Source organism: Frigidibacter sp. MR17.14 (assembly GCF_037095735.1).
Taxonomy (GTDB): Bacteria; Pseudomonadota; Alphaproteobacteria; order Rhodobacterales; family Rhodobacteraceae; genus Frigidibacter.
Map to the genome: position 1 here is coordinate 1 of NZ_JBAWKD010000024.1, position 22,444 is coordinate 22,444.

Here is a 22,444-nt window from a genome sequence, read left to right on the forward strand (position 1 = left end):
GAAAAGCCGATGAAGGACGTGGGGCTGGGGCTGCGGCTGCCCACCTATGCCTCGGGCCCCGCGGCGGTGGGCTGGTGGGCGATGTGGATCACCATGCTGGGGGATTCCACCGCCTTCGCCTCGGTCGTGTTCGGGTTCTTCTTCTACTGGACTTCGCGTGCGGATTTCCTGCCCGAAGGCGCGCTGCATGCCGATGGGCTGCTGGTGCTGGCATCCGTCGCGGCGCTTGGGATCGCATGGGCCGCCACGCTGGGGGCGCGGCATCTGAACCGTGCCGGGCGCGGGGGCGCGGCGAAGGCGTCGCTGGCGGCGGGGCTTGTCCTTGCGCTGGCGGGCGGCGCGGCGCTCGCGCTGTCGGTGATGGATCTTGCGCCCTCGACCCATGTCTATCCGGCCATCGTCTGCGCGCTGGTGATCTGGACCGGGGCGCATGTCGCGGTGGGGGTGCTGATGCAGGGCTACTGTCTGGCCGGGCTGATCTTCGGCAAGATCGACCACGAGCATGACGCCGATCTGTGGAACGTCACGCTCTACTGGCATTTCCACATCCTGACCGTGCTGGTGACCGCCGCCGTGATCGGCATCGCCCCGCGGCTGTTGTGAGGCACAGATGACCCGGATCACCGGCCACGAGGACGCGGACGAGCTTCTGGACGAAAGCGCCAGCCTCTGGCGCATCACCGCGGCCCCGCTGGTCTGGGCCGCGCATTTCCTGTTCTGTTACGTCGGCGCGGCGATCTGGTGCGCGAAGATCGGCAGCGCCGAGGGGCTTGCGGCCTTGCGGCTTTCGATCCTTGGGCTGACCGTGCTGGCGCTGGCCGCGATCTTCTGGATCGGCTGGCGGTCGCGCGATCTGAGCGAGGTCGGAGAGGTCGCGCCGGTGGCGCTGCGCGAACCGCGCCACCGTCACCGCTTCCTGCGCCACGCGGCCTTCCTGCTGGCGATCATCTCCTTCGTCGGCGTGGTCTATGTCGCGATGCCCGCGCTGTTCATCGGGACCTGCCGATGAGACGGGGCTGCGCCATCGCCGGGGTCGCGCTGCTGGCCCTGATCTGGCTTGCCCCGCTCGAGGCGTGGCTGCCGCGTTTTCCGCTGCACATGCTGCGGCACATGGTGCTGGTGGCACTCGCCGCGCCGCTCCTCGTGCTGGGCTTTCCCGCGCTTGGCCGCGCCTTCGCGATCTCTCCCCTGATCGCCGCAGGGGTCGAATTCCTGCTGGTCTGGGCCTGGCACCTGCCCGCGCTGCACGGCGCCGCCTTCCGCCTCCCCGGCGCCTTCGTGCTGGAGCAGGCGACCTTCCTGACCGCGGGACTGCTGGTCTGGTCGGGCAGCCTGCGCGCGGCCCGGACCGGGCAGACCGCGGATGCGCTGGCGGGGGCGGGGGGGCTGCTGCTGACCTCGATGCACATGACGCTGCTCGGCGCGCTGCTGACGCTGGCGCCGCGCGATCTTTACGCGGCCTTCTGCGGCACGCCGCCCGACCTGCCGGGGCAGTCCTCGGGCGGGATGCTGATGCTGGCAATCGGCACGCCGGTCTATCTGCTGGCGGGCGTCCTGCTTGCCGCCCGCGCCCTTGGCGAAAAGGAGGCCCGCGCATGAGCCAGCTTCGCACCGTCCTGCTGACGCTCGCCACGCTCGCCGTGCTCGGCGCCGTCGCCGGGTTCGCGACGGTCCTGTTTGGGCTCTTCAACACCTCGGCCCGGACCGGGCATTGGGCGGTCACCGACTGGGCGATGCACACGACCTTCGAAAACGCGGTCGCGCTGCGTGCCCCGCCCGAGGAAGACGTGCCGGACGATCTGTCCGACCCCGCGCTGGTCGAGCTTGGCGCGCGCCATTACGACAGCGCCTGCGCCATGTGCCACGCGACGCCCGGCACATCGGCGGGCGCGACGATCGCCGCGATGGTGCCGCCGCCGCCGCAGATCGATCAGGCCGTGAAGCCCTGGTCGGCGGCCGAGATGCACTGGATCGTCGATGCGGGCGTGAAGATGACCGGCATGCCCGCCTGGCCCGCCGCAGGCCGCGAGGATGAGGTCTGGGCGGTGGTGGCCTTCCTGACCGCCGTGCAGCACGGGATGACACCCGACGATTATGCGGAGCTTACCGCGCCCGCCGCCGAGGGCTATTGCGCCAGCTGCCATGGCGCGGGCGGGACCAGCCGCGCGCCGCGGCTCGACATCCTGACCCCGGATTACATCGCCGACCAGTTGGCCGCCTATCGTTCGGGCGCGCGACCGAGCGGAATGATGGCCCATGCTGCCGCCAAGGTCCCCGCCTCGGGCGATGCGGAACTGGCCGAAGCCATCGCTCGGCTCGAGGGGCCGAAGCAGGCTGCGCCGAACGATCCGGCTGCGGGCGAGGCACTCGCAGCGCGTGGCATCGCGCAGATCCCGGCCTGCTTGACCTGTCACGGTCCGGACAACCAGAATCCCCGTATTCCATCGCTGGATGGTCAGGGTGAGGCCTATCTCGCCGATCAGCTGGCGCTCTGGCGTGACGGCGTGCGAGGCGGAGCGGAGCGCGCACCGCTGATGGTCGCCGCCGCAAAGGGCCTTTCGGATGCAGATATCGCAGTTCTGTCCGCTTTCTTCGCGGCTCGCTGAGTGGGCCTTTCGTCGTTGCAGTTTGGATCGGAGCTGGAGAGAGATAGTTGACAGCCTTCGCGCTCGACGCCCCCGGACATTATCACGCGGCGGCTTTAGCTGCGCTTGCACGATGGTGGAGCACGGCGTTCTTGCAGAACTCTTGTTGCGAAGGATTCACATCGTGAATCCATGCGGTTAGACGGGACGTATGAGCAAGCCGACACCCACCCGCTACCGCACGACGAACTGGTCCAGTTACAATTGTGCGCTCAGGAAGCGCGGGTCGCTGTTGATCTGGTTGGACAAGGAGATGAGCTGGCTCGCACCGCATGAAGGACGACCTGGACGTCCACCCGTCTTCTCGAACGCGGCTATCCAGTTCTGTCTGACCATCAAGGTCCTGTTCAAATTGCCGCTCCGGCAAACGACCGGGATGGTGGCCAGCCTGCTGAAGATGGCGGACCTGGACTGGGCGGTGCCCGACTATACCACCTTGTGCCGACGCCAGAAGACACTGGCCGTCGAGATCGCGTATCGCCGCGCCGATGGCCCTCTGAACCTTTTGATCGACAGCACCGGGATCAAGTTCCTCGGGGATGGCGAATGGCAGGCCAGAAAGCACGGTATCCAAGGCCGACGCCAATGGCGCAAGGTGCATCTGGCCATGGATACGGCGACTTCGGACATCCGAGCGGTGGAGTTCACCCCCAACAGCGATGGCGACAGTCCGGTCTTGCCGGACCTACTCGACCAAATACCCGAGCGCGAAGAGATCGGCACCGTGACCGCCGATGGCGCCTATGACACCCGCCGCTGCCACACCGCCATCATCGACCGGCAGGCCACTCCAATCATCCCGATCCGCAAGAACGGGCGACCGTGGAAGGAGGACTGTCCGGCAGCGCGCGCTCGCAACGAAACCCTACGCGCGACCCGGCACTACGGCAGGGCCTTCTGGAAGCGCTGGACCGGATACCATGTTCGAAGCCGGATCGAGGCAAAGATGCGTTGCCTCAAGGCATTCGGCGAGCGCATCGCGGCAAGAGATCCCGACCGCCAGACCGCCGAAATCCAAATCCGCATCGCACTCATGAACCGCTTCTCAGCCCTCGGCACCGCCGAAATCGTTCGCGTTTCATGACCGCGGTGGGGAAAGGGGAAGTTACGCCTCAAGCGGGCGTTCTGCAACAACGCCCATCAAACCGAGGGACGATCCGGGCGGCAGGTTAGAGGCCATCTGTCGCGCGGACATGTTTGCGTGCGGTCGCGCCGGGAGGCGGCCTCATCCCGCGTAGTCCTCGTCCGCCACGTGTTCCATCCAGGTCACCGGCGAACCGTTGATCGATTCCTGCACGGCGATATGGCTCATTGCAGTATTGAGCGAGGCACCGTGCCAATGCTTTTCTTCCGCCGGGAACCAGACCACGTCGCCTGCCGAGACTTCTTCGACTGGGCCGCCTTCGCGCTGCACGCGGCCGCGGCCGAAGGTGATGATGATCGTCTGACCTGCCGGGTGGGTGTGCCAAGCGGTGCGGGCGCCGGGCTCGAAGGTGACATGGGCGCCGCTGACGCGGCCGGGGGCTTCGGCGGAGAACATCGGGTCGACGCGGACGGTGCCAGTGAACCAGTCGGCCGGGCCTTTGCCCGAGGGGGTGCTGCCTGCACGGGTGATTTTCATGGGGTCTCTCCTTTCAGGATCAGGAATGGCGCTCGAAGCGGTAGGTCAGCTCCGGGCCGCCGGGGCGTTCGTAGGCGAGGATCGCGGTGACCATCGCAAAGGGTTCGATGAACCGGGCCGCGCGCAGCGATCCGGCGGAAACCGGCTCGAACCCAAGCTCGCGGACGAGGGGTTGGGCAAGCGCCTCGGCCTTGGAATCGTCGGCGCAAGTGAGAACCTGCGGCCGCGATCCGGTGCGGTCGCGGGTGGCGAAGACCACGGGCAACACCTCGGAAGGGGTGGTGTTGAAGCACGACACCCAGCGCGCGCCGGGACGCAGCCGCGCCAAAGTCTCGGCGCCCGAGGTCACCGTTCCAAGGACCAGCGTCTCGTCCCGGTCATCGAGCGGGACGCAGCAGTTCAGTACGAGCTTGCCGTCAAGCGTGCCAGCCTGGGCGAGAACATCGTCGATCCGCGACCAATGCACCGCCAGAAGAACGGCATCGGCGCCCGCCACGGCCTCGGCCACGCTGGCCGCCCGTGCGCCATGGGCCGCGGCACGCCGGGCAAGCCGGGCGGGGGAGCGGCTGTAGGCAAAGGTCACCTCGTGGCCCAAGTCGGCCCAAAGGCCCCCGAGGGTGCCCCCCATTCGTCCACTGCCGAGTACCGCGATCCGCATTGCCGTTCATCCTTGCCGTTGGCGGGAGACATAGCATCGGGCCGCCGGCGGGCTATGGCGATGAATCCATATCTCGGATGAGCGGGGCTCATGGATCCCGGCGGAATGGTGATGACTGTGCCTCATGAGTGGCATGGATTTATTGCGGCTTATCTGCGCGTCGGGCCAGACTTAGGTCTGGGTCATCGCCTTGCGGCCCCGTCCACAGAGACGCCGCCCGGCCCAGGAAAGGACATAGCATGACCCTGAAAGACACAGCGACGCTGCCCAATGGCGTCACCATTCCCAAGATCGCGCTCGGCACCTGGATGATCGAGGATGATAAGGTCGCCGAAGCGGTCAAGACCGCGGTCGGGCTGGGCTATCGCCACATCGACACCGCACAGGCCTATGGCAACGAGCGGGGGGTGGGCGAAGGCATCCGCAACTGCGGCGTCGCGCGCGGCGATCTGTTCGTGCAGACAAAGCTTGCGGCCGAGATCAAGGATTACGAAGGCGCGAAAGCCGCGATCGACGGTTCGCTCGCCACGATGGGCCTCGACTACATCGACCTGATGATCATCCACAGCCCGAAGCCCTGGGCCGACTATGCCGGTGCGGACCGCTTCTTCGAGGGCAACCTCGCGGCGTGGAAAGCGTTTGAAGAGGCGCTCGATGCCGGCAAGGTGCGCGCGATCGGTGTGTCGAACTTCCAAAAGGCCGACCTCGACAACCTGCTGCAGAATGCCCGCGTGAAGCCGATGATCAACCAGATCCTCGCCCATGTCGGCAACACGCCCTTCGCGCTGATCGACTATGCCCGTGAGAATGGCATGCTGGTCGAAGCCTATTCGCCGATTGCGCATGGCAAGATCCTCGACAATCCCGAGATCGGCGCGCTGGCGACGAAATACGACGTGTCGATCCCACAACTCTGCATCCGCTACATCCTGCAGCTTGGCCTGCTGGTCCTGCCGAAAACCGCTAACCCGGCGCATATGAAGACCAATGCGGATGTGGATTTCGTAATCTCTGACGCCGACATGACGGCGCTGAAGGCGATTACCGCGAAAGACTATGGCGACGCCAGCGTCTTCCCGGTCTACAGCGGCGCCGAATAAACCCCGCAGACCGGCGAGAGGCCGCGCCCCCGGAGGGAGCGCGGCCTGTTTTGCGTCACTGGGTCCGCGCGGCGAACACCTCCTTGGCCACCGGCAGCGCCGAGAAGACCTTGGGCCAGCCGGCGTAGAAGGCCAGTTGCGACAGCATCGCGCCGGCCTCGGCCTGCGTCAGCCCGTTGTCCATCGCGCGGTTCAGGTGGAAGGTCATCTGTTCGGGCTGGCCCGCGGCGACCAGTGCGGCCACGGTGATCAGGCTGCGGTCGCGCGGTGCCAGCGCCGGACGCAGCCACAGGTCGAGGAACAGCACCTGTTCGGTGTTGTCGACGACGCCCTGGCTTACGTCTGCGAAGTTGCCTGAGACATTCGCTTGGCGCGCGTCCTCGGCTTCCTGGTTGATCGGCAGCAGCTCGACCTCGGCGGCGGGAAGGTCGGCGGCTACGATGCCGCGCGCCTCGTAGACGGGGGCCAGCGCATCGGCTGCGGCGGTCGCATTGCCAAAGCCGGTGTAGAAGGCCCAAATGCGTGATGGTTTCCGACAGTTCAGACGGGGTTACGCCCGCGTCGAGCGCGACTTCGGCGATGCCGGCCAGCGCGTCGGTCTCGTGCCGCGTCATCTGTGCCGCGAAGGTCACCAGCGCCCGGTCGCGTGTCGAGAGCGCCTCGTCGGCCCATTCGCCGTCGATCAGCGCCTCTTGCGCATAGGCATCCAGCGCCGGCGCGACGCGGGCAAGGTTGGGCGGCAGGCTTTGCGACAGGTCCTGCGCGGCGGCCTCGCCGGTGGCGAGGGCAAGGAACGAGGCGGCGATCTGGGCTTTCATCGGAAGGCTCCCTGAAGGTTTGCGGTCCTTCAAGGATGGGGCCGCGACAGCCCCGATTAATGCCGCCAGCGATCACGTCGCCCGTGAGCCCGGCTCATCAATCCTCAACCGCGCCAACGCAGTGCATCCAGCACCACCTGGAAGGCGGAGGACGGTCGCTGCCGGCTGGGGTAATAGAGGTGCAGCCCGGAGAAATGCGGCGAGAAATCCTCGAGACAGCCCTGCAGCGCGCCCGACGCCAAGTGCGGTGCGGCCAGCGGTTCGGGCACGAACGCCAAGCCATGGCCGTCGAGCGCGGCGGTCAGCACCGGGTTGATCGTGTTGAAGCAGGCCTGGCCCTTGACCCGCACCCGGATCTCGTTGCCCTGCGCATCCTCGAACTCCCAGGAGTAGAGCGCGCCGTGGGTGGACAGCCGTAGATTGATGCAATCGTGTCCATGCAGGTCCTGCGGAGTGGCGGGCACGCCGCGCGTCGTGAAATAGCCGGGTGCGCCGACGCAGGCCATGCGCTCGTCCGGGCCGATGCGCATTGCGATCATCCCTTCGGCCACCTGATCGCCATAGCGCACCCCCGCGTCGCATTGCGAGGCGGCAAGGTCGGTGTAGCCATAGTCCATGACCAGCTCGACATTCACCGCCGGATGCGCCTTCAGCACCGGAGACAGCCGCGGCCAAAGCACTGTCTCGATACCATAATCGGTCGAGACGATCCGCACCGTCCCGGTCGGCTGGTCGCGCGCGTCGTTCATGGCCTGAAGCCGGGCCTCGATCTTCTCGAAGCAGGGGGCGATGGTGGCCAGCAGATCCTCGCCCTCGAGCGTGGGCGCGACGGACCTGGTCGTGCGCGTCAGCAGGCGCAGGCCCAGCCGTTGTTCCAGCGCCTTGATCGTGTGGCTCAGCGCAGATTGCGAGACGTTGAGCCGCGCCGCCGCGCGGGTGAAGCTGCGCTCTTCGGCCACGGCGGCGAAGGCGATCAGGTCGTTGACGTTCTCTCGCAGCATGACGCTTCCCTGTCCGGCGGGGAGGATCTCAGTCCTTCGGGTCATGTTATCTGTACCTGCGGCAGGGGGGGAGAGGGCCCGCGCACCGTCTTATTCGGCCTCGATCCGGATCCGGGCGTCGCTGGCCGCCACCAGCGGGTCGATGAGGTCGGTGAAACGGCCGAGCCGCACCAGACCGGGCGTTGCCACAGCCGTGCCGTAGAAGATCGCCAGATTCCCCCAGGGCGCATAGTGCATGATGTCGCCCGGCATCGCCGGGCTGCGGCGCGGCGTGTCGCCAAGCGCGAGTGCGCGCGGCAGGTTGGCGACCTTCTCGACCCCATGATAGTCGGAAAGCTGAAGCTCGAGCGGTAGCAGAGTTGCGAAGTCGCGCGCTGCGGCGGTGTCGTCGAGCGTGGCGTGCAGCACCGTCGTGCCGAAAGTGACGCGGATGTTCATCGTCTCGATGGTCCTCGTTTCGGCGGATCCGACGCTGCCGGGCAACGCCAGGCAGACGGCGAAGCTGGCCGCGCCGAGGTGTGCTGTGGTCATGGCGCCGCCTCCGAGCAAGTGTCCGACCTGAGGTAAGGCCTGCGGAGGCGGGAGATTATGGCGGAAATCCGCGTCTCAGTTATGGCGATGTCTCATGGGTTTGGTGCGGTCAGTATGCGTCGTCAAAGCGCGCGGGCATTGCCCGCGGCACATGTTCATGAGCAACGCTCATCACCGCCTTGGCGCTCCGAGTCATTATCCCTCGTGGACAAGGCCATAGGTCTGACGGGTCATCGGATGGCCACCCGGCCGCCTCTCACCAAGGAGACGACCCCATGAACACCAGCCTGTCCCTCGCGCTCGCGCTTGGCCTGCTCACTGCTCCCGTCACTCTCGCCCAGGCGCAGTCGATCGAGATCACCTCGGCCCCCGAACGCACCGCCGTGCCCGGCAATCCCGAGTGGTTCAGCGGAACTGTGTTCGTGGCCCCCGCTTTCGGTCCCGAAATGGCCGGCGTCAGCGCGGGCGAGGTGACGTTCCTGCCCGGCGCCCGCACCGCCTGGCACACCCACCCGGCAGGCCAGCGGCTGCTGATCACCGCGGGCACCGGCTGGGTGCAGGAGCGCGGCCAACCCAAGCGCGAGGTTCGCGCTGGCGACGTCGTGTGGTTCCCGGCAGGGGTAGAACACTGGCACGGCGCCGCTGTCGGCACGCCGATGACCCATTTCGCGGTACAGGAAAACGTCGATGGCTCGGCGGTGACTTGGGGCACCCTGGTCACGGATGAAGAGTATGAAGACTGACCGGCGGTCGGCTTGGCGCGGCTGGCTGACCGCCGCGCTTCTGACCCTGCCCATCGCGGGCGGGGCCAGGGCCGAGACGCTTCTGTCCGATCTCGACTACCCTTGGGATGTCGAGGTCGCCGCAGGGCAGGTGGTGATCACCGAGAAACCCGGCCGGATCGTCACCTTCGACGGTCGCACGGCGGAGCGCCTGCCGGTCCTGACCTCTCGTCCCATTCTCGATGACCGGGGCGGCGGGCTTCTGGGTCTGGCGCTGCGTCCCGATTTCGCCGACAGCCGCCGCGCCGTGGTGTATCACCACACCGGCACTCCCGACGCGCGGCAGAACCGGGTCATCGAGATCGAGGCGCGGGCCGATGGCTGGCACGAGACGGCGGTGCTGCTCGATGCCATTCCCGGCCATCCGCTCTACAATGGCGGGCGCGTCGCTTTCGGCCCCGACGGGATGCTCTATGTCACCACCGGCTGGGTCGAGGATCCAGCGCTGCCGCGGGACCGGGGCAGCCTTGCGGGCAAGATCCTGCGCCTGATCCCCGATGGCACCATCCCGTCGGACAACCCGTTTCCCGGATCGGCCGTCTGGTCGTTGGGCCACCGCAATCCGCAAGGTCTGGCCTGGGCGTCCGATGGCACGCTCTATGCCTCCGAACACGGTGGATCTACGCGTGACGAGGTCAACGTCATCCTGCCCGGCGCCGATTACGGCTGGCCGGACGCGCAGGGCGACAGCGTCATCGCGGGCACCGAGGCACCGCTGGTCCATTCAGGGGCCGAAACCTGGGCCCCGTCGGGCGTCGCCTGGTCGGGCGACAGGCTGATGGTGGCGGGATTGCGGGCGGGGGCGGTGCTGTCAGTGGACCGTGCGGGTGCCGTTTCCGTCGCCCATGATGCCGGCACGCGGCTGCGCGACATCGCAGCCGCCGGCGATGGTCTTCTGGCGATCACCACGACCCGGTCGCCGCGCCGCGACGGGCCGTCACGCGACAGCCTGTTGCGCCTGGCACCCTGACATTGAAATGGTGAGCGTCGTTCATGAGTGACAGCCAGGCGCCCGGCCTAATCATGGGCGGGCGTTGGCCCTACGAACAAGGGCAAGGACCTCCACCCCGCTCAAGCCCCCTGCATAAGAAGGATCAGCCCATGACCCGCCCCCACATCATCTGCCACATGGTCTCGTCGATCGACGGACGGCTTCTGCCCGGACGCTGGGCGCTCGACGAGGCGGTGGTGCTCGACCATTACGACGCCGCGGCCGAGAATCTGCACGCCGAGGGCTGGATCGTCGGGCGTGAGACCATGGCGGACTACGTCACCGACACCGGGGTGGCGGCACCCCGACAGGAACCGGGGCTGCGCGCCGACCGGATCCGCGACCGCGGCGGGCGGTCACTGGCGATCGCCTTCGACCGCTCGGGCCGGCTGGACCCCGTGTCGGGCGCGCTGGAGGACGAGCATCTGGTGCTCGTCCTGTCCGAGCGCGTGTCTGATACGCACGTCGCAATGCTGGCCGCACGTGGCGTGTCAGTGGTCTTTGCGGGGCCCGATGGCGATGACATCGCCGGTGCGCTGACACGCATCGGCGCGGCATTCGGCGTCACGCGCCTGATGCTTCAGGGCGGGGGGCGGCTGAATGCCGCCTTCCTCGCCGCCAATGTCATCGACGCCTTCAGCACGCTCGTCCTTCCTGTCATCGACGCGGAGCGTGGTATCCCGGGCATCGTCGACCATCCGGGTCCGATCGTGCCACGCCAGCTGGAGCTTGTCAGCGTCGAGGCTCTCGCGGACGGCGTGGTCTGGATGCGTCACCGGGTCGCGGGCCGCGCGCAATGAGCCTTGATGCGCGTCCGGGCGTGCTGGCGGTCATCACGGCTGCGACCGCGCTCGCGCTGGCGGCCTTCTCGTCGCCGCTGACGACGCTCGAGGCGATGACCGCGTCGCTGCAGCTGACAGTCGGCCAGCAGGCTTGGGTGATGAGCGCGATGCCTCTTGCCGCGGCGGCGGGGCTGCTGACGGCGGGGGCGCTCGGCGACACGCTGGGGCGGCGGCGCACCTTCGTCGCCGGGCTGTGGCTGACGGTGATGGCCTCTGCCTTGGCGGCGCTGGCGGGGGGCGGGGCGACGCTGATCGCCGCGCGCCTGCTGCAGGGGCTGGGGATCGCCGGGATCATGGCCTGTGGGCTGGGACTGTTGGGCCAGGCCTACGACGGGCCCGCGCGGCAGCGGGCGGCGGGGATCTGGGCGGCCGGTCTTGGGGCAGGGGTAGCTCTGGGGCCTATCCTGTCCTCGGCGCTGCTGCCGCTCGGCGATTGGCGGGCGGTGCACGGAGCGGTCGCTGTCGTGGCGGGCGGGCTGGCCCTGCAGGGCCCTCGGGTGCTGCCGGAAAGCGTTCCGACGGGCCTGCGGGTCGATTGGCTGGGCAGCCTGCTGCTGATGCTGGGTCTGGGTGGACTGCTGGCGGCGCTGACCGGGCTACGGCTGGGGCCGAGCTGGCCTCTTGCGGGGCTCGTGGTCGCGGCGTTGCTGCTGCTCGCGGCCTTTGTCGTGGTCGAACTGCGCTTGGCGAACCCGATTCTCGATGTCCGGCTATTCCGCGAAAGCGCCTTTGCCGGGGCGACTCTCGCGGCCTTTGCTTCGGGTGCCGGGGTGTTGGCGATCATGTCGCTGGTGCCGACCGCGCTGGAACGCGGCGCGGGTCTTGCGCCGCTGGCCGCGGCGCTGGTCCTGCTGGCCTGGTCGGGCGTGACAGTCGTCTCGGCGCTTGGGGCGCGGCGGTTGCCGGCGGGCCTGAGCGCGCGACAAAGGACGATCGGCGCGATCATCGGCTGCACGCTGGCGCAGGTGATGCTGCTGGAACTCGGGCTGGCGCAGGTCTGGTGGGCGGCGCTTCCCGGGCTGCTGACGGCAGGCATCGCCAATGGTGTGCTCAACGCGGCGCTTGGCCATTCCGCGGTGCAAAGCGTGCCGCCCGAGCGCGCCGCTATGGGCTCGGCCGCCAACAACACCGCGCGCTACATGGGCTCGGCCATCGGCATCGCCGCCGGCTCCATGCTGATGGCCCGCGGCGGCGGCGCACTGGGTACGGGCTGGGCGGCCGCCGTCGGCGTCACCGTGGCCTTCAGCCTGCTCGGCCTGGCCGCCATGGCGCTCTTCGGCCGCGACGGCTGACCCGGCCACCCCGTCCTCGATTTCCCCTTGTGAAGGAGCCAGACCATGCCTCATGTCGTCATCCACGTCGCCGCCGGTCGCACGCCGGATGAGAAATCCGATCTGACGCGGGCGCTGACCGACGCGCTTGGTCGCAGCCTCGGCTCGGCTGAGGACCACGTCTCGGTCGAAATAATCGACGAAGCGGACTGGCCGCAGTTCTATCGCGCCCAGATCGGCCCAAAGCTCGACACCCTGAACAAGCGCCCCGGCTACAGCTTCTGACGATCCCTACGTCAGTGGCGCAGGGCCGCGATCAGGGTCTTGAAAATCGGCAGGTTCTGGCGCCGCGTCGGGTAAAAAAGGAAATAGCCGTCGAACATCGGCGACCAGTCGTCAAGCAGCTGCACCAGCTCGCCCGAGGCGATGCGCGGATCGGCCAGCGAGTTCGGGACGAAGGCCACGCCAAGCCCGCTCAGCACCGCGTCCATCATCGCGTAGGACGTGTTGAAGGTCAGCTGGCCATTGACGCGCACATCGACGGCCTGGCCGTCCTTCTCGAACTGCCAAGCGTAGATCCGACCGCGGGTCTCGTGACGCTGGTTGATGCAGACATGATCCAGCAGGTCGCGCGGCTGGTGCGGAATGCCGTGGGCCGCGAGATAGCCGGGCGCGGCCACCGCGACCATGCGCCAGTCCAGCCCGATCCGCACCGCGATCATGTCCTGCTCGACGCTTTCTCCCAGGCGCACCCCCGCGTCGAACCCCTCCTCGACGATGTTGCGGAACGCGACATCCAGGCTGAACTCGACCCGGATGTCGGGATGCGCGGTAAGGACCGGCTTCAACTTCGGCCAGACGACGGTTTCGAAGGCATGGTCGGACATCGTCAGGCGCAGGCTTCCGGCCGGCTTTTCGCGATAGACCATCAGGGCCGCGATTTCGTCCTCGATCTCGGTTAGGCGCAGCCCGATCGTCGCCAGCAGCCGTTCGCCCGCCTGCGTGGGCGAGACGCTGCGCGTGGTGCGGTGCAACAGCCGCAACCCCAGCCCGGTCTCGAGCCGCTTGATCGTGTGGCTCAGCGTCGACTGGGCCACACCAAGCCGTGCGGCGGCCTTGGTGAAGCTGCGCTCTTCGGCGACGACGCGGAACCACGCCAGATCGTTGAGGTCGGTCTTGGACATGCGACCGAGATTAATCGATCTGAGCAATAAGTGCATACGGTTTTGGGCCGCTAATCCGATCTGTGATGCGACGCTATCTCGGGATCATCGACGGCGCCGAAAGGATTTTACCGTGACAGACGCTTATTCAGACAGCCGCGGCCTGCAGCCTGCCGCCTTTTGGGGAGGCGTGCTGTCGATGGCGCTGTGCGTCGCGCTGCTGATCGCGTCCGAGTTCATGCCGGTGAGCCTGCTGACGCCGATGGCACGGGGCCTTGGCGCGACCGAGGGGATGACAGGCCAAGCGATCTCGATCAGTGGCATCTTTGCGGTGGTCGCAAGCCTTCTGCTCAGCACTCTGGCGGGACGGATCGACCGCAAGCGGGTGCTGATCATGCTGACGGCGGCGATGCTGGTCTCGCTGGTGATGGTGGCCATGGCTGAGAGCTTCGCGATGCTGATGCTGGCGCGCGCACTCCTGGGGATCTGTGTCGGCGGGTTTTGGGCGCTGGCGACCTCGGTCATCATGCGGCTGGTGCCGCGGGCGGATGTGCCGCGCGCACTGGCGTTGATGTATGGCGGGCAGGCGATCGCGGCTGCCTTCGCCGCGCCCCTTGGCAGCTACTTGGGCGACATCGTCGGCTGGCGGGGCGTCTTCTGGGCGCTGGTGCCGCTGGTCGTGGTCAACCTCGCCTGGCACCTGATCGCGCTGCCCGCCCTTCCGGCGCGGGGCGGCGAGGGCTTCGGCCGGATGCTCAACGTCGCGCGCCGGCCGCATTTTGCGCGCGGGCTCGTGGCGGTGATGCTGTCTTGGGGCGCGGCCTTCACGATGTTCACCTATCTGCGGCCCTATCTGGAACAGGTCACCCGCGCCGATGTGACCACGCTGTCGACGCTGCTGTTGGTGATTGGGGTCGCAGGCTTCGTCGGCACTTGGGCCGCGGGCCGGGTGCTGGACGGCAATGTGGCACCGTTGCTGAAGCTGCCTGCGCTGGTGATGGGCGGGGCCACGCTGGGCCTCTGGTTGATCGGGGCAGCCCCGGTACTGGTCGCGCTCCTGCTGTTCATCTGGGGCGCAATGAACACCGCGATGTCGGTGATCTTCATGACCTGGATGTCGCAGAACGTCGATGACGCGCCCGAACAGGGCGGCAGCCTGATGGTGGCCGCGATCCAGGCCTCGATACTTCTGGGCGCGGTGATCGGGGGCTCGCTGCTGGACGGCTGGTCGATACACGCGACCCTCGCGGGCAGCGTCGTGCTGTCTGCGGCGGCGGTCCTGCTGATCGGCAATGGCCGCAGACTTCTGAAACCCTGACCCCTTTCCACCCCAGAGCAAAGTGAGACCGATCATGACCGACACGTCCAATCCTTCTTCCCCGCACTTCTCCGCGGACCGCCGGACGGTCCTACTTTCGGCGGGTGCCGGCCTCGCGACCCTCGGGTTCGCCGCCGCCCCCGCCTCCGATGCAAAGGCACAGACCATGAGCGATACCTGGGACAAGGTGTTCCCCCAAAGTCCCGACGTCGACCATCGCAAGGTTACCTTCACCAACCGCTACGGCATCAGCCTGACGGGCGATCTCTATGTGCCGAAGAACCGCGGCGACGGCGCCCTGCCGGCGCTGGCCGTCAGCGGCCCGTTCGGCGCGGTCAAGGAACAGTCTTCGGGCCTCTATGCCCAGACCATGGCCGAACGCGGGTTCATCACGCTCGCCTTCGATCCCTCGTTCACCGGCGAAAGCGGGGGCAGCCCGCGCAACGTGGCCTCGCCCGACATCAACACAGAGGACTTCATGGCCGCGGTCGATTGCCTGGGTCTGCAGGAGGGCGTGGACCGCGACCGCATCGGGGTCATCGGCATCTGCGGCTGGGGCGGCATGGCGCTCAGCGCGGTTGCGGTGGACAAGCGCGTGAAGGCGGTCGTGGCCAGCACGATGTATGACATGACCCGCGTGATGTCGAAGGGCTACAACGACAGCGTCACCGCTGAGCAGCGCGCGCAGATGCTGGACCAGCTGGCCGAGCAGCGCTGGCAGGATGTCGATGCGGGCGCGCCGGGCTACGGCCCCGTCTCGTTGGAGCTGCAGGGCGGCGAGCCGCAGTTCGTCGTGGAGTATGCCGACTATTACAAGACGCCGCGCGGCTTCCATCCCCGGGCGGTGAACTCGAACGCCTCCTGGACGCTGACGTCGCCGCTGCCGTTCCTGAACATGCCGATCCTCGATCACATCGCCGAGATCTCGCCGCGGCCAGTCCTGCTGATCCACGGCGAGATCGCGCATTCGCGCTATTTCAGCGAGACGGCCTATGCCGCGGCCGCCGAGCCGAAGGAGCTGCTGATCGTTCCCGGGGCCAATCACACCGACCTTTACGACAACCGCGACATGATCCCCTTCGATCGGATCGCGCAGTTCTTCGGCGAGGCACTGGCCTGAGCCGGCAAGGGCTGACCGGATCCCGGCGCGGGCGTCGGAAATGGCCAGCCATTCATGACACGCAGTCATCAGCGTTATCCGCGCGCGCGCCCTAATCGGCGCGCGCGCATGGCCCGATATAGGCAGAACCCCCCGTAGCGAGGAAGTCTCATGAGCCCAGCTATCCCCTTCGAGCTCAAACGCCGGACGCTGCTTGCGAGTGGCGCGGCGACGACGCTGGCTGCCGGCCTTGCGGCGGCGCGCGTGTCTGCGCAGGCGGGCTCTCCGTTGCAGCCGGTGGGCGAGGTCCGCTCCACGCTGTCGCTGAAGGTGAACGGCCAGGACCGCGANGCGAGTGGCGCGGCGACGACGCTGGCTGCCGGCCTTGCGGCGGCGCGCGTGTCTGCGCAGGCGGGCTCTCCGTTGCAGCCGGTGGGCGAGGTCCGCTCCACGCTGTCGCTGAAGGTGAACGGCCAGGACCGCGAGGTCAGCATCGACAATCGCATGACACTGCTCGACGCGCTGCGTGAAGAGCTGCAACTGACGGGCACCAAGAAGGGCTGCGACCACGGGCAGTGCGGGGCCTGCACCTGCACGGTGAACGGTGTGCGCATCAACGCCTGCCTCAGCCTTGCGGTGATGCACGAGGGCGACGAGATCGAGACGATCGAGGGCATCGGAACGGTCGATGCGCTGGACCCGATGCAGGCGGCCTTCGTGCAGCATGACGGCTTTCAGTGCGGCTACTGCACCCCCGGCCAGATCCAGTCCGCGCGGGCCGTGATCGCCGAGATCCGGGCCGGCGTTCCCAGTCATGTCACCCGTGACCTGACCGCCGAAATCTCCGTCACCGATGCCGAGATCCGCGAGCGGATGTCGGGCAACATCTGTCGCTGCGGGGCCTATGCCAACATCCTCGCCGCCATCACCCAGGTCGCGGAGGAACAGGCATGAGGGCTTTCAGCTACGAGAAGGCGACCGACCCGGCGGCGGCTGCCGCCCGCGCGGCCGAGGTTCCGGGGGCGAAGTTCATCGCCGGCGGCACGAACCTTCTGGACCTGATGAAGCTGGAGATCGAGGCCCCCGCCCATCTGATCGACGTGCAGGGACTGGGCTTCGACGAGATCACCGCGACGGACGAGGGCGGGTTGCGCATCGGCACGCTGGTGACGAACACCGCGCTGGCGGCAGATGCCCGGGTGCGGCGCGACTACCCGGTCTTGACTCGCGCGATCGTCGCCGGGGCCTCGGGCCAGTTGCGCAACAAGGCCACCACGGGCGGCAACCTGCTGCAACGCACGCGCTGCCCTTACTTCTACGACACCGCGATGCCCTGCAACAAGCGCGCCCCCGGCACCGGCTGCGGCGCACTGACGACAGGCGCGTTCTCGCGCCAGCTGGGGATCATCGGCACCTCGGACGCCTGCATCGCGACGCATCCCTCCGACATGGCGGTGGCGCTGCGTGCGCTTGACGCCGTGGTCGAGACGGTGACGCCCTCCGGCATGACCCGCAGGATCGCGCTGGAGGAGTTCCATCGCCTGCCGGGCGAGACGCCCGACCAGGAAACCGCCCTGATGCCGGGCGAGCTGATCACCCATGTGACCCTGCCGGCCCCGGTCGGTGGCCGCCAGTCCTACCACAAGGTGCGCGACCGCGCGTCCTATGCCTTCGCGCTGGTTTCGGTCGCGCTGATCCGCCAGGCCGATGGTTCGGGCCGCGTGGCGCTCGGCGGTGTCGCGCCCAAACCCTGGCGGTCGGCAGCGGCCGATGCCCAGCTGCCGAACGGGGCCCGCGCGGTCATCGCGGCGCTTCTCGAAGGCGCCCGGCCGACCGAAGAGAACGCCTTCAAGATCACCCTTGCCGAGCGCACGCTCGCCGCCATGCTGAAGGAGGCCTGAGATGCAGTTCAACGCACCCGCCGGCACCACGCTCTTCGACGACGCCAAGGTCGTGGGTCGGGCCCACACGCGCATCGACGGCCCGCTGAAGGTCACCGGCACCGCGCCCTATGCCTATGAACGCCACGATGTGGTGGCGGGCCAGCTCTATGGCTACCCACTGGGCGCGACCATCGCCCACGGCCGGATCACGGCGATGGAGACCGAGGCCGCGCGCACCGCGCCGGGCGTGCGGGCGATCATCTCGACGCTGGATGTCGAGCCTCTGGGGCTGGGCATGATGAATGTCGCGCGCCTCTTCGGCGGAGCCGAGGTGATGCACTATCACCAGGCCATCGCGCTTGTCGTCGCCGACAGCTTCGAGGAGGCCCGCGCAGCATCGGCCCTGATCCGGGTCACCTACGAGGCCGATGCGCCGGCGGATTACGATCTGCACGCGGCCTTCGCGCGGCTTGAGGGCTCGGGTGAGCCGGACACGGCCTATGGCGATGTCGATGAAGCTTTCCGCACCGCAGCCGCCGTCACCGACCAGATGTATCACACCCCCGGCCAGAGCCATCAGATGATGGAGCCCTTCGCCTCGATCGTCGACTGGTCGGATGGCGGTGGGTTGACCGGCTGGATCTCGAACCAGATGATCAACTGGACGCGCGGGTCGCTGGCGACGACGCTGGGGATCGACAAGGAGCGGATCCGGATCGAAAGCCCCTACGTGGGTGGCGGCTTTGGGGGCAAGCTGTGGCTCAGGGCCGATACCGTGCTGGCCGCATTGGGTTCGCGGGCTGCGAAGGCGCCGGTCAAGGTGGCCCTGCCGCGACCGATGATGATGAACAACGCCACCCACCGCTCGGCCACCGTGCAGCGGATCCGGCTGGCGGCGAATGCCGACGGCACGCTGAAGGCGATATGGCACGAGAACGTCTCGTATGGCCTGCCCGGCGGGCGGGGCGAGAACGGCACCGCGCAGACGCCATTCTTCTATGGTAGCGAGACGATGCGGGTGAAGACCCACATGGCCGAGATGCCGTTGCCGGAATCGGCCGACATGCGCGCGCCGGGCGAGGGCGCGGGGCTGATGGCGCTGGAAATCGCGATGGACGAGATGGCCGAGGCGCTGTCGATGGACCCGGTCGCCTTCCGCGTCGCCAACGATACGCAGGTGACGCCTGGCAACCCGGATCTGCCGTTCTCCGATCGCCATTTCGTCGAATGCCTGACCCGCGGGGCCGAGGCCTTCGGCTGGGACGCGACCCGTCCGGCGCCGGGCAGCCGGCGCGACGGGGACTGGCTGATCGGGCAGGGCGTCGCAGGCGCCTTCCGCGGCGCGCTGACGCTGCCCTCGGGTGCCCGTGCGGCGATCGAGGACGGCAAGCTCGTGATCGAGACGGACATGACCGACATCGGCACTGGCTCCTACACGATCCTCGCGCAGACCGCGGCGGAGGTAATGGGGCTGACGGTCGATGACGTCATCGTCCGCTTGGGCAATAGCGCCTATCCGGTCTCTTCTGGGTCGGGGGGGCAGTTCGGGGCGGTGTCGTCCAGCACCGGCGTCTACGCCGCCTGCATGGCGCTGAGGGCGCGGATCGCCGAAGAGCTGCAGCTGGACGCGCCAGTCTTCGCCAAAGGTCGGGTACGCGGAGGGACAACCGACCGCGCGCTTCTCGAGCTGACGACCGAAGCGGTCGAAGCGATCGAATGGGGGGACTTCATGGAGGGCTTCCAGAAGGCCACGTTCGGGGCGCATTTCGTCGAGGTTGGCGTCAACGCCTATACCGGTGAGACGCGCGTGCGGCGGATGCTTGCGGTCTGCGATGCGGGCCGGATCCTGAACCCTACGACCGCGCGCAGCCAGGTGATCGGCGGCATGGTGATGGGCGTGGGCGCCGCCCTGTCCGAGGAGATGGCGCTCGACGCCGCTCGGGGTATGTTCGCCAACCACGACCTGGCGGGCTATGAGGTGGCGGTGCATGCCGACATCCCCGAGCAGGAGGTGATCTTCCTCGACACGCTCGATCCGGTCGCCTCGCCGTTGAAGGCCAAGGGCGTGGGCGAGCTGGGTCTGTGCGGTGTCGCTGCGGCTGTCGCCAACGCGATGTACAACGCCACCGGGATCCGGCTGCGGGACTACCCGCTGACCCTGGACAAGATGCTGGATTATCTGCCTGCGGTTTAGGTCAGCCGGGTGCGGCCTTGTAGCCGCACCCGTGTGCAAAATAGGGACCCGCCCGCTCACTCGGCTAAGGTTTCTGGATTTCGTTTCGCGAACTCACTGAAAGTTCGCCAAAGTCCAAATCCTGCTCCCGCAACCAACACTAATTCGTCAGACATTGCCAAAGCCCCGCGCGCACCGCCCGGGGCTTTCTTCGTGTTTGCAGCCGCGCTCACCCCCTTCAGCGGCCGACCTGTCGCGAGGCACAGCAGCGCCGCCAGCGTGCCTTCGAGATCGATCACCAGCGCGCCCCGCGCCGGGGTAGGGGTGAGCACGATCCGGTCGATCAGCGCCCGCACCGCTTCCTTTGCCTCCGGCATGTGCTCGGCATCGCCAAGCCCGCGGATAAGCGCGCCGATCCGCTTGCGGTAGGTCGCGGCCATCGACGGGTGGATGCGCAGCGGCGAGGCCGCTGGCTCCTGGCTGAGCTGTGCCTCGATCGCCTGTCGCCTCTGGTCCAGCGCGACCATCCGGTCTCTCACGAGTTCCGCGGGGATCTTGTCGAGGATCGCGTCCACGAGGCGCTCGTGGTCGCGCTTGACCTTGGCTAGTTCCTTCTCGAGCTCGGAGCGCCCCGCCGTTGCGGTGGCGAGCAGCCGAAAGCGTCCTTCGACACCTTCGCGAAGCCACCACCACAGCAGCCGCAGGCCATCAGCTTCGAGAGCAGGAACTTCGGCCGACGCCGGTCCCAGACCGGCGTGTCGGTGCCCTTGGACTTCAGCACGCCCTGGCGTTCGCGGGCGGCCGTCCAGAGATCCTCGTGGACGATCCGCAGCTCCGGCACCTCGGTGACCTGCCACTGCTCTTCCGGGTTCGGCCGCGAGACGCGGCGGCCGGTGTCGGGGTCCTTCACGTATCTCTGCCGGTTCCAGACCAGGCGGCCGGCGTAGAGCTCGTTGTTGAGGATGCCGGTGCCGCGCTCGCGGTTGCCATGGATCGTGGAGGCGCCCCATTTGCCGCCCTGCGGGCCGGGGACGCCTTCCTTGTTGAGCTGTTCGGCGATCTTCTTCGGTGAGCTGCCCCGGGTGTAGTCGCTGAAGATCCGGCGGATCACCTCTGCCTCTTCGGCGTTGATGGTGCGATCGCCACGGATGGCTTCACCCCGCTCGTCGAACTGGCGCACGACGTCGTAGCCATAGCTGATCCCGCCCGCCGACTTGCCCGCGATCGCACGTCCGCGCAGGCCCTCGCGGGTCTTCGCCGCGATGGCGGCCAGCTGCATGGCATTCATCGTGCCACGCAACGCGATGGGCGTTGTTGCACTTATCAGTGAGGCGGATTCACGTCGTGAATCCTGACTGTTAGCTTCGGGCCATGGCAAAGCCCCCTTCCCCTCGCTATCGCACGACGAACTGGTCCGACTACAATGCAGCGCTGCGACGTCGCGGATCTCTCTCGATCTGGTTCGACCCAAGGATGGCTTGGCACGCAGCTTGGACGGGCAAGCGTGGTCACCCAGATACCTTCTCCGAGGCCGCTATCCAAACCTGCCTGACGCTGAAGGTGTTGTTCGGCCTGCCGCTCCGGCAAACGGTGGGGCTGGTCGCCAGCCTGATCGAGATGGCGGGATTGGACTGGCCTGTGCCGGACTATTCCACGCGTCTCGCCGCCGCCAGGCGCGGCTTGCGGTGCAGATCCCCTATCGTCGCCCGGACGGCCCCGTGACCTTGCTTGCTGACAGCACCGGCATCAAGTTCCGGGGCGATGGCGAGTGGCTGGCACGCAAGCATGGTGCGTCGCGCCGCAGGGCGCGCCATGTTTCGCCACTGGTTCGAGAAACCATGGCGCGCGGTGCAAGGTCCATATTGGCATGGACGCGCAGACCGGCGATGTCCGCGCCGTCGAATTCACCTCCAGCCGACAGGGCGACAGTCCACTGCTTCCACACCTGCTGGCGCAACTTCCCGAGCATGAAGAGATCGGCTCGCTCACGGCCGACGGTGCCTATGACACCAGAGGCTGCCATGCCGCAATCGTCGGACGAGGAGCCAAAGCGCGCATCCCGATCCGCAAGAACGGCCGCCCCTGGAAGGAGGACTGCCCGGCTGCCCGTGCCCGAAACGGCATCCTTCACGAGACACGACGCCTGGGACGGGCCAACTGGAAGCGGTCGGTCGGCTACCACATCCGAAGTCGGGTCGAGGCACGGATGAATTGCCTCAAGTCATTCGGCGCGCGCATCGCCTCACGCGACCCGGATCGGCAGACCGCCGAGATCCAGATCCGCATCGCCATCATGAACAGATACAACACCCTCGGTACCGCCGAGATCATTGCCGTGGGCTGAAGACTGAGCGGGAAAGGGACAGATCGGCCTTCAGCCGATTAGAGCAACAACGCCGCCCCCGCAACGGACCACAGGACATAATCCCAATTATGGGCTAGGATCATGTAGGCGGGGTGGATTCAAGTTGGAACTGCGACTTTGACGTAAGATCAATGTCTTGCCACAAGGAGCTGTTCACATCCCTGCACCCTATCTGCACCTGAA

General features: G+C 67.5%; 24 protein-coding genes and 3 pseudogenes. 18 read left to right on the plus strand and 9 right to left on the minus strand.

Annotated features, from left to right (window positions below):
* The 5 genes and pseudogenes from V8J36_RS22090 to V8J36_RS22110 all read left to right on the plus strand — a co-directional run.
* A pseudogene (locus V8J36_RS22090) lies at positions 1-603 on the plus strand (cytochrome ubiquinol oxidase subunit I); the annotation flags it as partial.
* Between the two features lie 7 nt (positions 604-610).
* Entirely contained in the window at positions 611-1,009 is a 399-nt protein-coding gene (locus V8J36_RS22095) for a hypothetical protein (protein ID WP_336469484.1), read from the plus strand.
* On the plus strand, positions 1,006-1,599 hold the full coding sequence (locus V8J36_RS22100) for a cytochrome c oxidase assembly protein (RefSeq protein ID WP_336469485.1): 594 nt from the start codon (positions 1,006-1,008) through the stop codon (positions 1,597-1,599). The genes V8J36_RS22095 and V8J36_RS22100 overlap by 4 nt, the downstream gene beginning before the upstream one ends.
* Positions 1,596-2,606, plus strand: a complete 1,011-nt coding sequence (locus tag V8J36_RS22105; RefSeq protein WP_336469486.1) for a c-type cytochrome — start codon at positions 1,596-1,598, stop codon at positions 2,604-2,606. Before V8J36_RS22100 ends, V8J36_RS22105 begins: the two co-directional genes overlap by 4 nt.
* 190 nt (positions 2,607-2,796) lie before the next feature.
* Positions 2,797-3,729, plus strand: coding sequence for an IS5 family transposase (locus V8J36_RS22110; protein ID WP_336469487.1), 933 nt, complete (start codon positions 2,797-2,799; stop codon positions 3,727-3,729).
* Between the two features lie 141 nt (positions 3,730-3,870).
* Here V8J36_RS22110 and V8J36_RS22115 read toward each other — a convergent pair whose 3' ends face one another.
* Together V8J36_RS22115 and V8J36_RS22120 are read right to left on the minus strand one after the other, a co-directional pair.
* Complete coding sequence (locus tag V8J36_RS22115; RefSeq protein WP_336469488.1) at positions 3,871-4,266, minus strand: (R)-mandelonitrile lyase; 396 nt, start codon at positions 4,264-4,266, stop codon at positions 3,871-3,873.
* Between the two features lie 19 nt (positions 4,267-4,285).
* Positions 4,286-4,924, minus strand: a complete 639-nt coding sequence (locus V8J36_RS22120) for an NADPH-dependent F420 reductase (protein WP_336469489.1) — start codon at positions 4,922-4,924, stop codon at positions 4,286-4,288.
* Between the two features lie 239 nt (positions 4,925-5,163).
* Here V8J36_RS22120 and V8J36_RS22125 point away from each other — a divergent pair, with 239 nt between their 5' ends.
* The gene (locus tag V8J36_RS22125; protein ID WP_336469490.1) at positions 5,164-6,024 is read left to right on the plus strand and encodes an aldo/keto reductase; all 861 of its coding nucleotides are present in this window, start codon (positions 5,164-5,166) and stop codon (positions 6,022-6,024) included.
* Between the two features lie 55 nt (positions 6,025-6,079).
* Here V8J36_RS22125 and V8J36_RS22130 read toward each other — a convergent pair whose 3' ends face one another.
* The gene (locus V8J36_RS22130) at positions 6,080-6,331 is read right to left on the minus strand and encodes a carboxymuconolactone decarboxylase family protein (RefSeq protein ID WP_336469491.1); all 252 of its coding nucleotides are present in this window, start codon (positions 6,329-6,331) and stop codon (positions 6,080-6,082) included.
* A gap of 60 nt (positions 6,332-6,391) precedes the next feature.
* On the opposite strand from V8J36_RS22130, the gene V8J36_RS22135 reads away from it, so the two are divergent.
* The gene (locus V8J36_RS22135) at positions 6,392-6,550 is read left to right on the plus strand and encodes a hypothetical protein (RefSeq protein ID WP_336469492.1); all 159 of its coding nucleotides are present in this window, start codon (positions 6,392-6,394) and stop codon (positions 6,548-6,550) included.
* A 49-nt stretch (positions 6,551-6,599) separates the two neighbouring features.
* Here the strand turns inward: V8J36_RS22135 and V8J36_RS22140 are convergent.
* The 3 genes and pseudogenes from V8J36_RS22140 to V8J36_RS22150 form a co-directional block, all read right to left on the minus strand.
* Positions 6,600-6,842: pseudogene (locus tag V8J36_RS22140) on the minus strand (carboxymuconolactone decarboxylase family protein); the annotation flags it as partial.
* Positions 6,843-6,946: 104 nt separating this feature from the next.
* A complete protein-coding gene (locus V8J36_RS22145) occupies positions 6,947-7,843 on the minus strand; it encodes a LysR family transcriptional regulator (protein ID WP_336469493.1) in 897 nt (298 codons plus the stop codon).
* A 90-nt stretch (positions 7,844-7,933) separates the two neighbouring features.
* Positions 7,934-8,374 carry a cyclophilin-like fold protein gene (locus V8J36_RS22150; RefSeq protein ID WP_336469494.1) on the minus strand — a complete coding sequence of 147 codons (441 nt, stop codon included), beginning with the start codon at positions 8,372-8,374 and terminating at the stop codon, positions 7,934-7,936.
* Between the two features lie 275 nt (positions 8,375-8,649).
* Between V8J36_RS22150 and V8J36_RS22155 the strand changes: the two genes are divergently transcribed.
* The 5 genes from V8J36_RS22155 (at position 8,650) to V8J36_RS22175 (ending at position 12,545) form a co-directional block, all read left to right on the plus strand.
* On the plus strand, positions 8,650-9,117 hold the full coding sequence (locus V8J36_RS22155; RefSeq protein ID WP_336469495.1) for a (R)-mandelonitrile lyase: 468 nt from the start codon (positions 8,650-8,652) through the stop codon (positions 9,115-9,117).
* Entirely contained in the window at positions 9,107-10,126 is a 1,020-nt protein-coding gene (locus V8J36_RS22160; protein ID WP_336469496.1) for a PQQ-dependent sugar dehydrogenase, read from the plus strand. Before V8J36_RS22155 ends, V8J36_RS22160 begins: the two co-directional genes overlap by 11 nt.
* A 131-nt stretch (positions 10,127-10,257) precedes the next feature.
* Positions 10,258-10,947, plus strand: coding sequence for a dihydrofolate reductase family protein (locus tag V8J36_RS22165; RefSeq protein WP_336469497.1), 690 nt, complete (start codon positions 10,258-10,260; stop codon positions 10,945-10,947).
* Entirely contained in the window at positions 10,944-12,281 is a 1,338-nt protein-coding gene (locus V8J36_RS22170) for an MFS transporter (protein ID WP_336469498.1), read from the plus strand. The genes V8J36_RS22165 and V8J36_RS22170 overlap by 4 nt, the downstream gene beginning before the upstream one ends.
* A 45-nt stretch (positions 12,282-12,326) precedes the next feature.
* Positions 12,327-12,545 carry a tautomerase family protein gene (locus V8J36_RS22175; protein ID WP_336469499.1) on the plus strand — a complete coding sequence of 73 codons (219 nt, stop codon included), beginning with the start codon at positions 12,327-12,329 and terminating at the stop codon, positions 12,543-12,545.
* Between the two features lie 11 nt (positions 12,546-12,556).
* On the opposite strand, the gene V8J36_RS22180 is transcribed toward V8J36_RS22175, so the two are convergent.
* The gene (locus V8J36_RS22180) at positions 12,557-13,444 is read right to left on the minus strand and encodes a LysR family transcriptional regulator (protein WP_336469500.1); all 888 of its coding nucleotides are present in this window, start codon (positions 13,442-13,444) and stop codon (positions 12,557-12,559) included.
* Between the two features lie 112 nt (positions 13,445-13,556).
* Between V8J36_RS22180 and V8J36_RS22185 the strand changes: the two genes are divergently transcribed.
* The 5 genes from V8J36_RS22185 to V8J36_RS22205 all read left to right on the plus strand — a co-directional run bounded on the left by V8J36_RS22185 (position 13,557) and on the right by V8J36_RS22205 (position 19,917).
* Positions 13,557-14,741 carry an MFS transporter gene (locus V8J36_RS22185; RefSeq protein ID WP_336469501.1) on the plus strand — a complete coding sequence of 395 codons (1,185 nt, stop codon included), beginning with the start codon at positions 13,557-13,559 and terminating at the stop codon, positions 14,739-14,741.
* A 166-nt stretch (positions 14,742-14,907) separates the two neighbouring features.
* A complete protein-coding gene (locus tag V8J36_RS22190) occupies positions 14,908-15,861 on the plus strand; it encodes an alpha/beta hydrolase (protein WP_336469502.1) in 954 nt (317 codons plus the stop codon).
* Between the two features lie 150 nt (positions 15,862-16,011).
* Entirely contained in the window at positions 16,012-16,794 is a 783-nt protein-coding gene (locus V8J36_RS22195) for a 2Fe-2S iron-sulfur cluster-binding protein (protein ID WP_336469503.1), read from the plus strand.
* On the plus strand, positions 16,791-17,741 hold the full coding sequence (locus tag V8J36_RS22200) for an FAD binding domain-containing protein (RefSeq protein ID WP_336469504.1): 951 nt from the start codon (positions 16,791-16,793) through the stop codon (positions 17,739-17,741). The genes V8J36_RS22195 and V8J36_RS22200 overlap by 4 nt, the downstream gene beginning before the upstream one ends.
* Position 17,742: 1 nt before the next feature.
* On the plus strand, positions 17,743-19,917 hold the full coding sequence (locus V8J36_RS22205; protein ID WP_336469505.1) for a xanthine dehydrogenase family protein molybdopterin-binding subunit: 2,175 nt from the start codon (positions 17,743-17,745) through the stop codon (positions 19,915-19,917).
* A gap of 56 nt (positions 19,918-19,973) precedes the next feature.
* Here V8J36_RS22205 and V8J36_RS22210 read toward each other — a convergent pair whose 3' ends face one another.
* Both V8J36_RS22210 and V8J36_RS22215 read right to left on the minus strand, forming a co-directional pair.
* Positions 19,974-20,471, minus strand: coding sequence for a hypothetical protein (locus tag V8J36_RS22210; RefSeq protein ID WP_336469506.1), 498 nt, complete (start codon positions 20,469-20,471; stop codon positions 19,974-19,976).
* A gap of 29 nt (positions 20,472-20,500) precedes the next feature.
* Positions 20,501-21,175: a recombinase family protein gene (locus tag V8J36_RS22215; RefSeq protein WP_336469507.1), complete on the minus strand. Its 675-nt coding sequence runs from the start codon at positions 21,173-21,175 to the stop codon at positions 20,501-20,503.
* A gap of 92 nt (positions 21,176-21,267) precedes the next feature.
* Here V8J36_RS22215 and V8J36_RS22220 point away from each other — a divergent pair.
* Positions 21,268-22,240: pseudogene (locus tag V8J36_RS22220) on the plus strand (IS5 family transposase).
* The last annotated feature ends 204 nt before the right edge of the window (positions 22,241-22,444 follow it).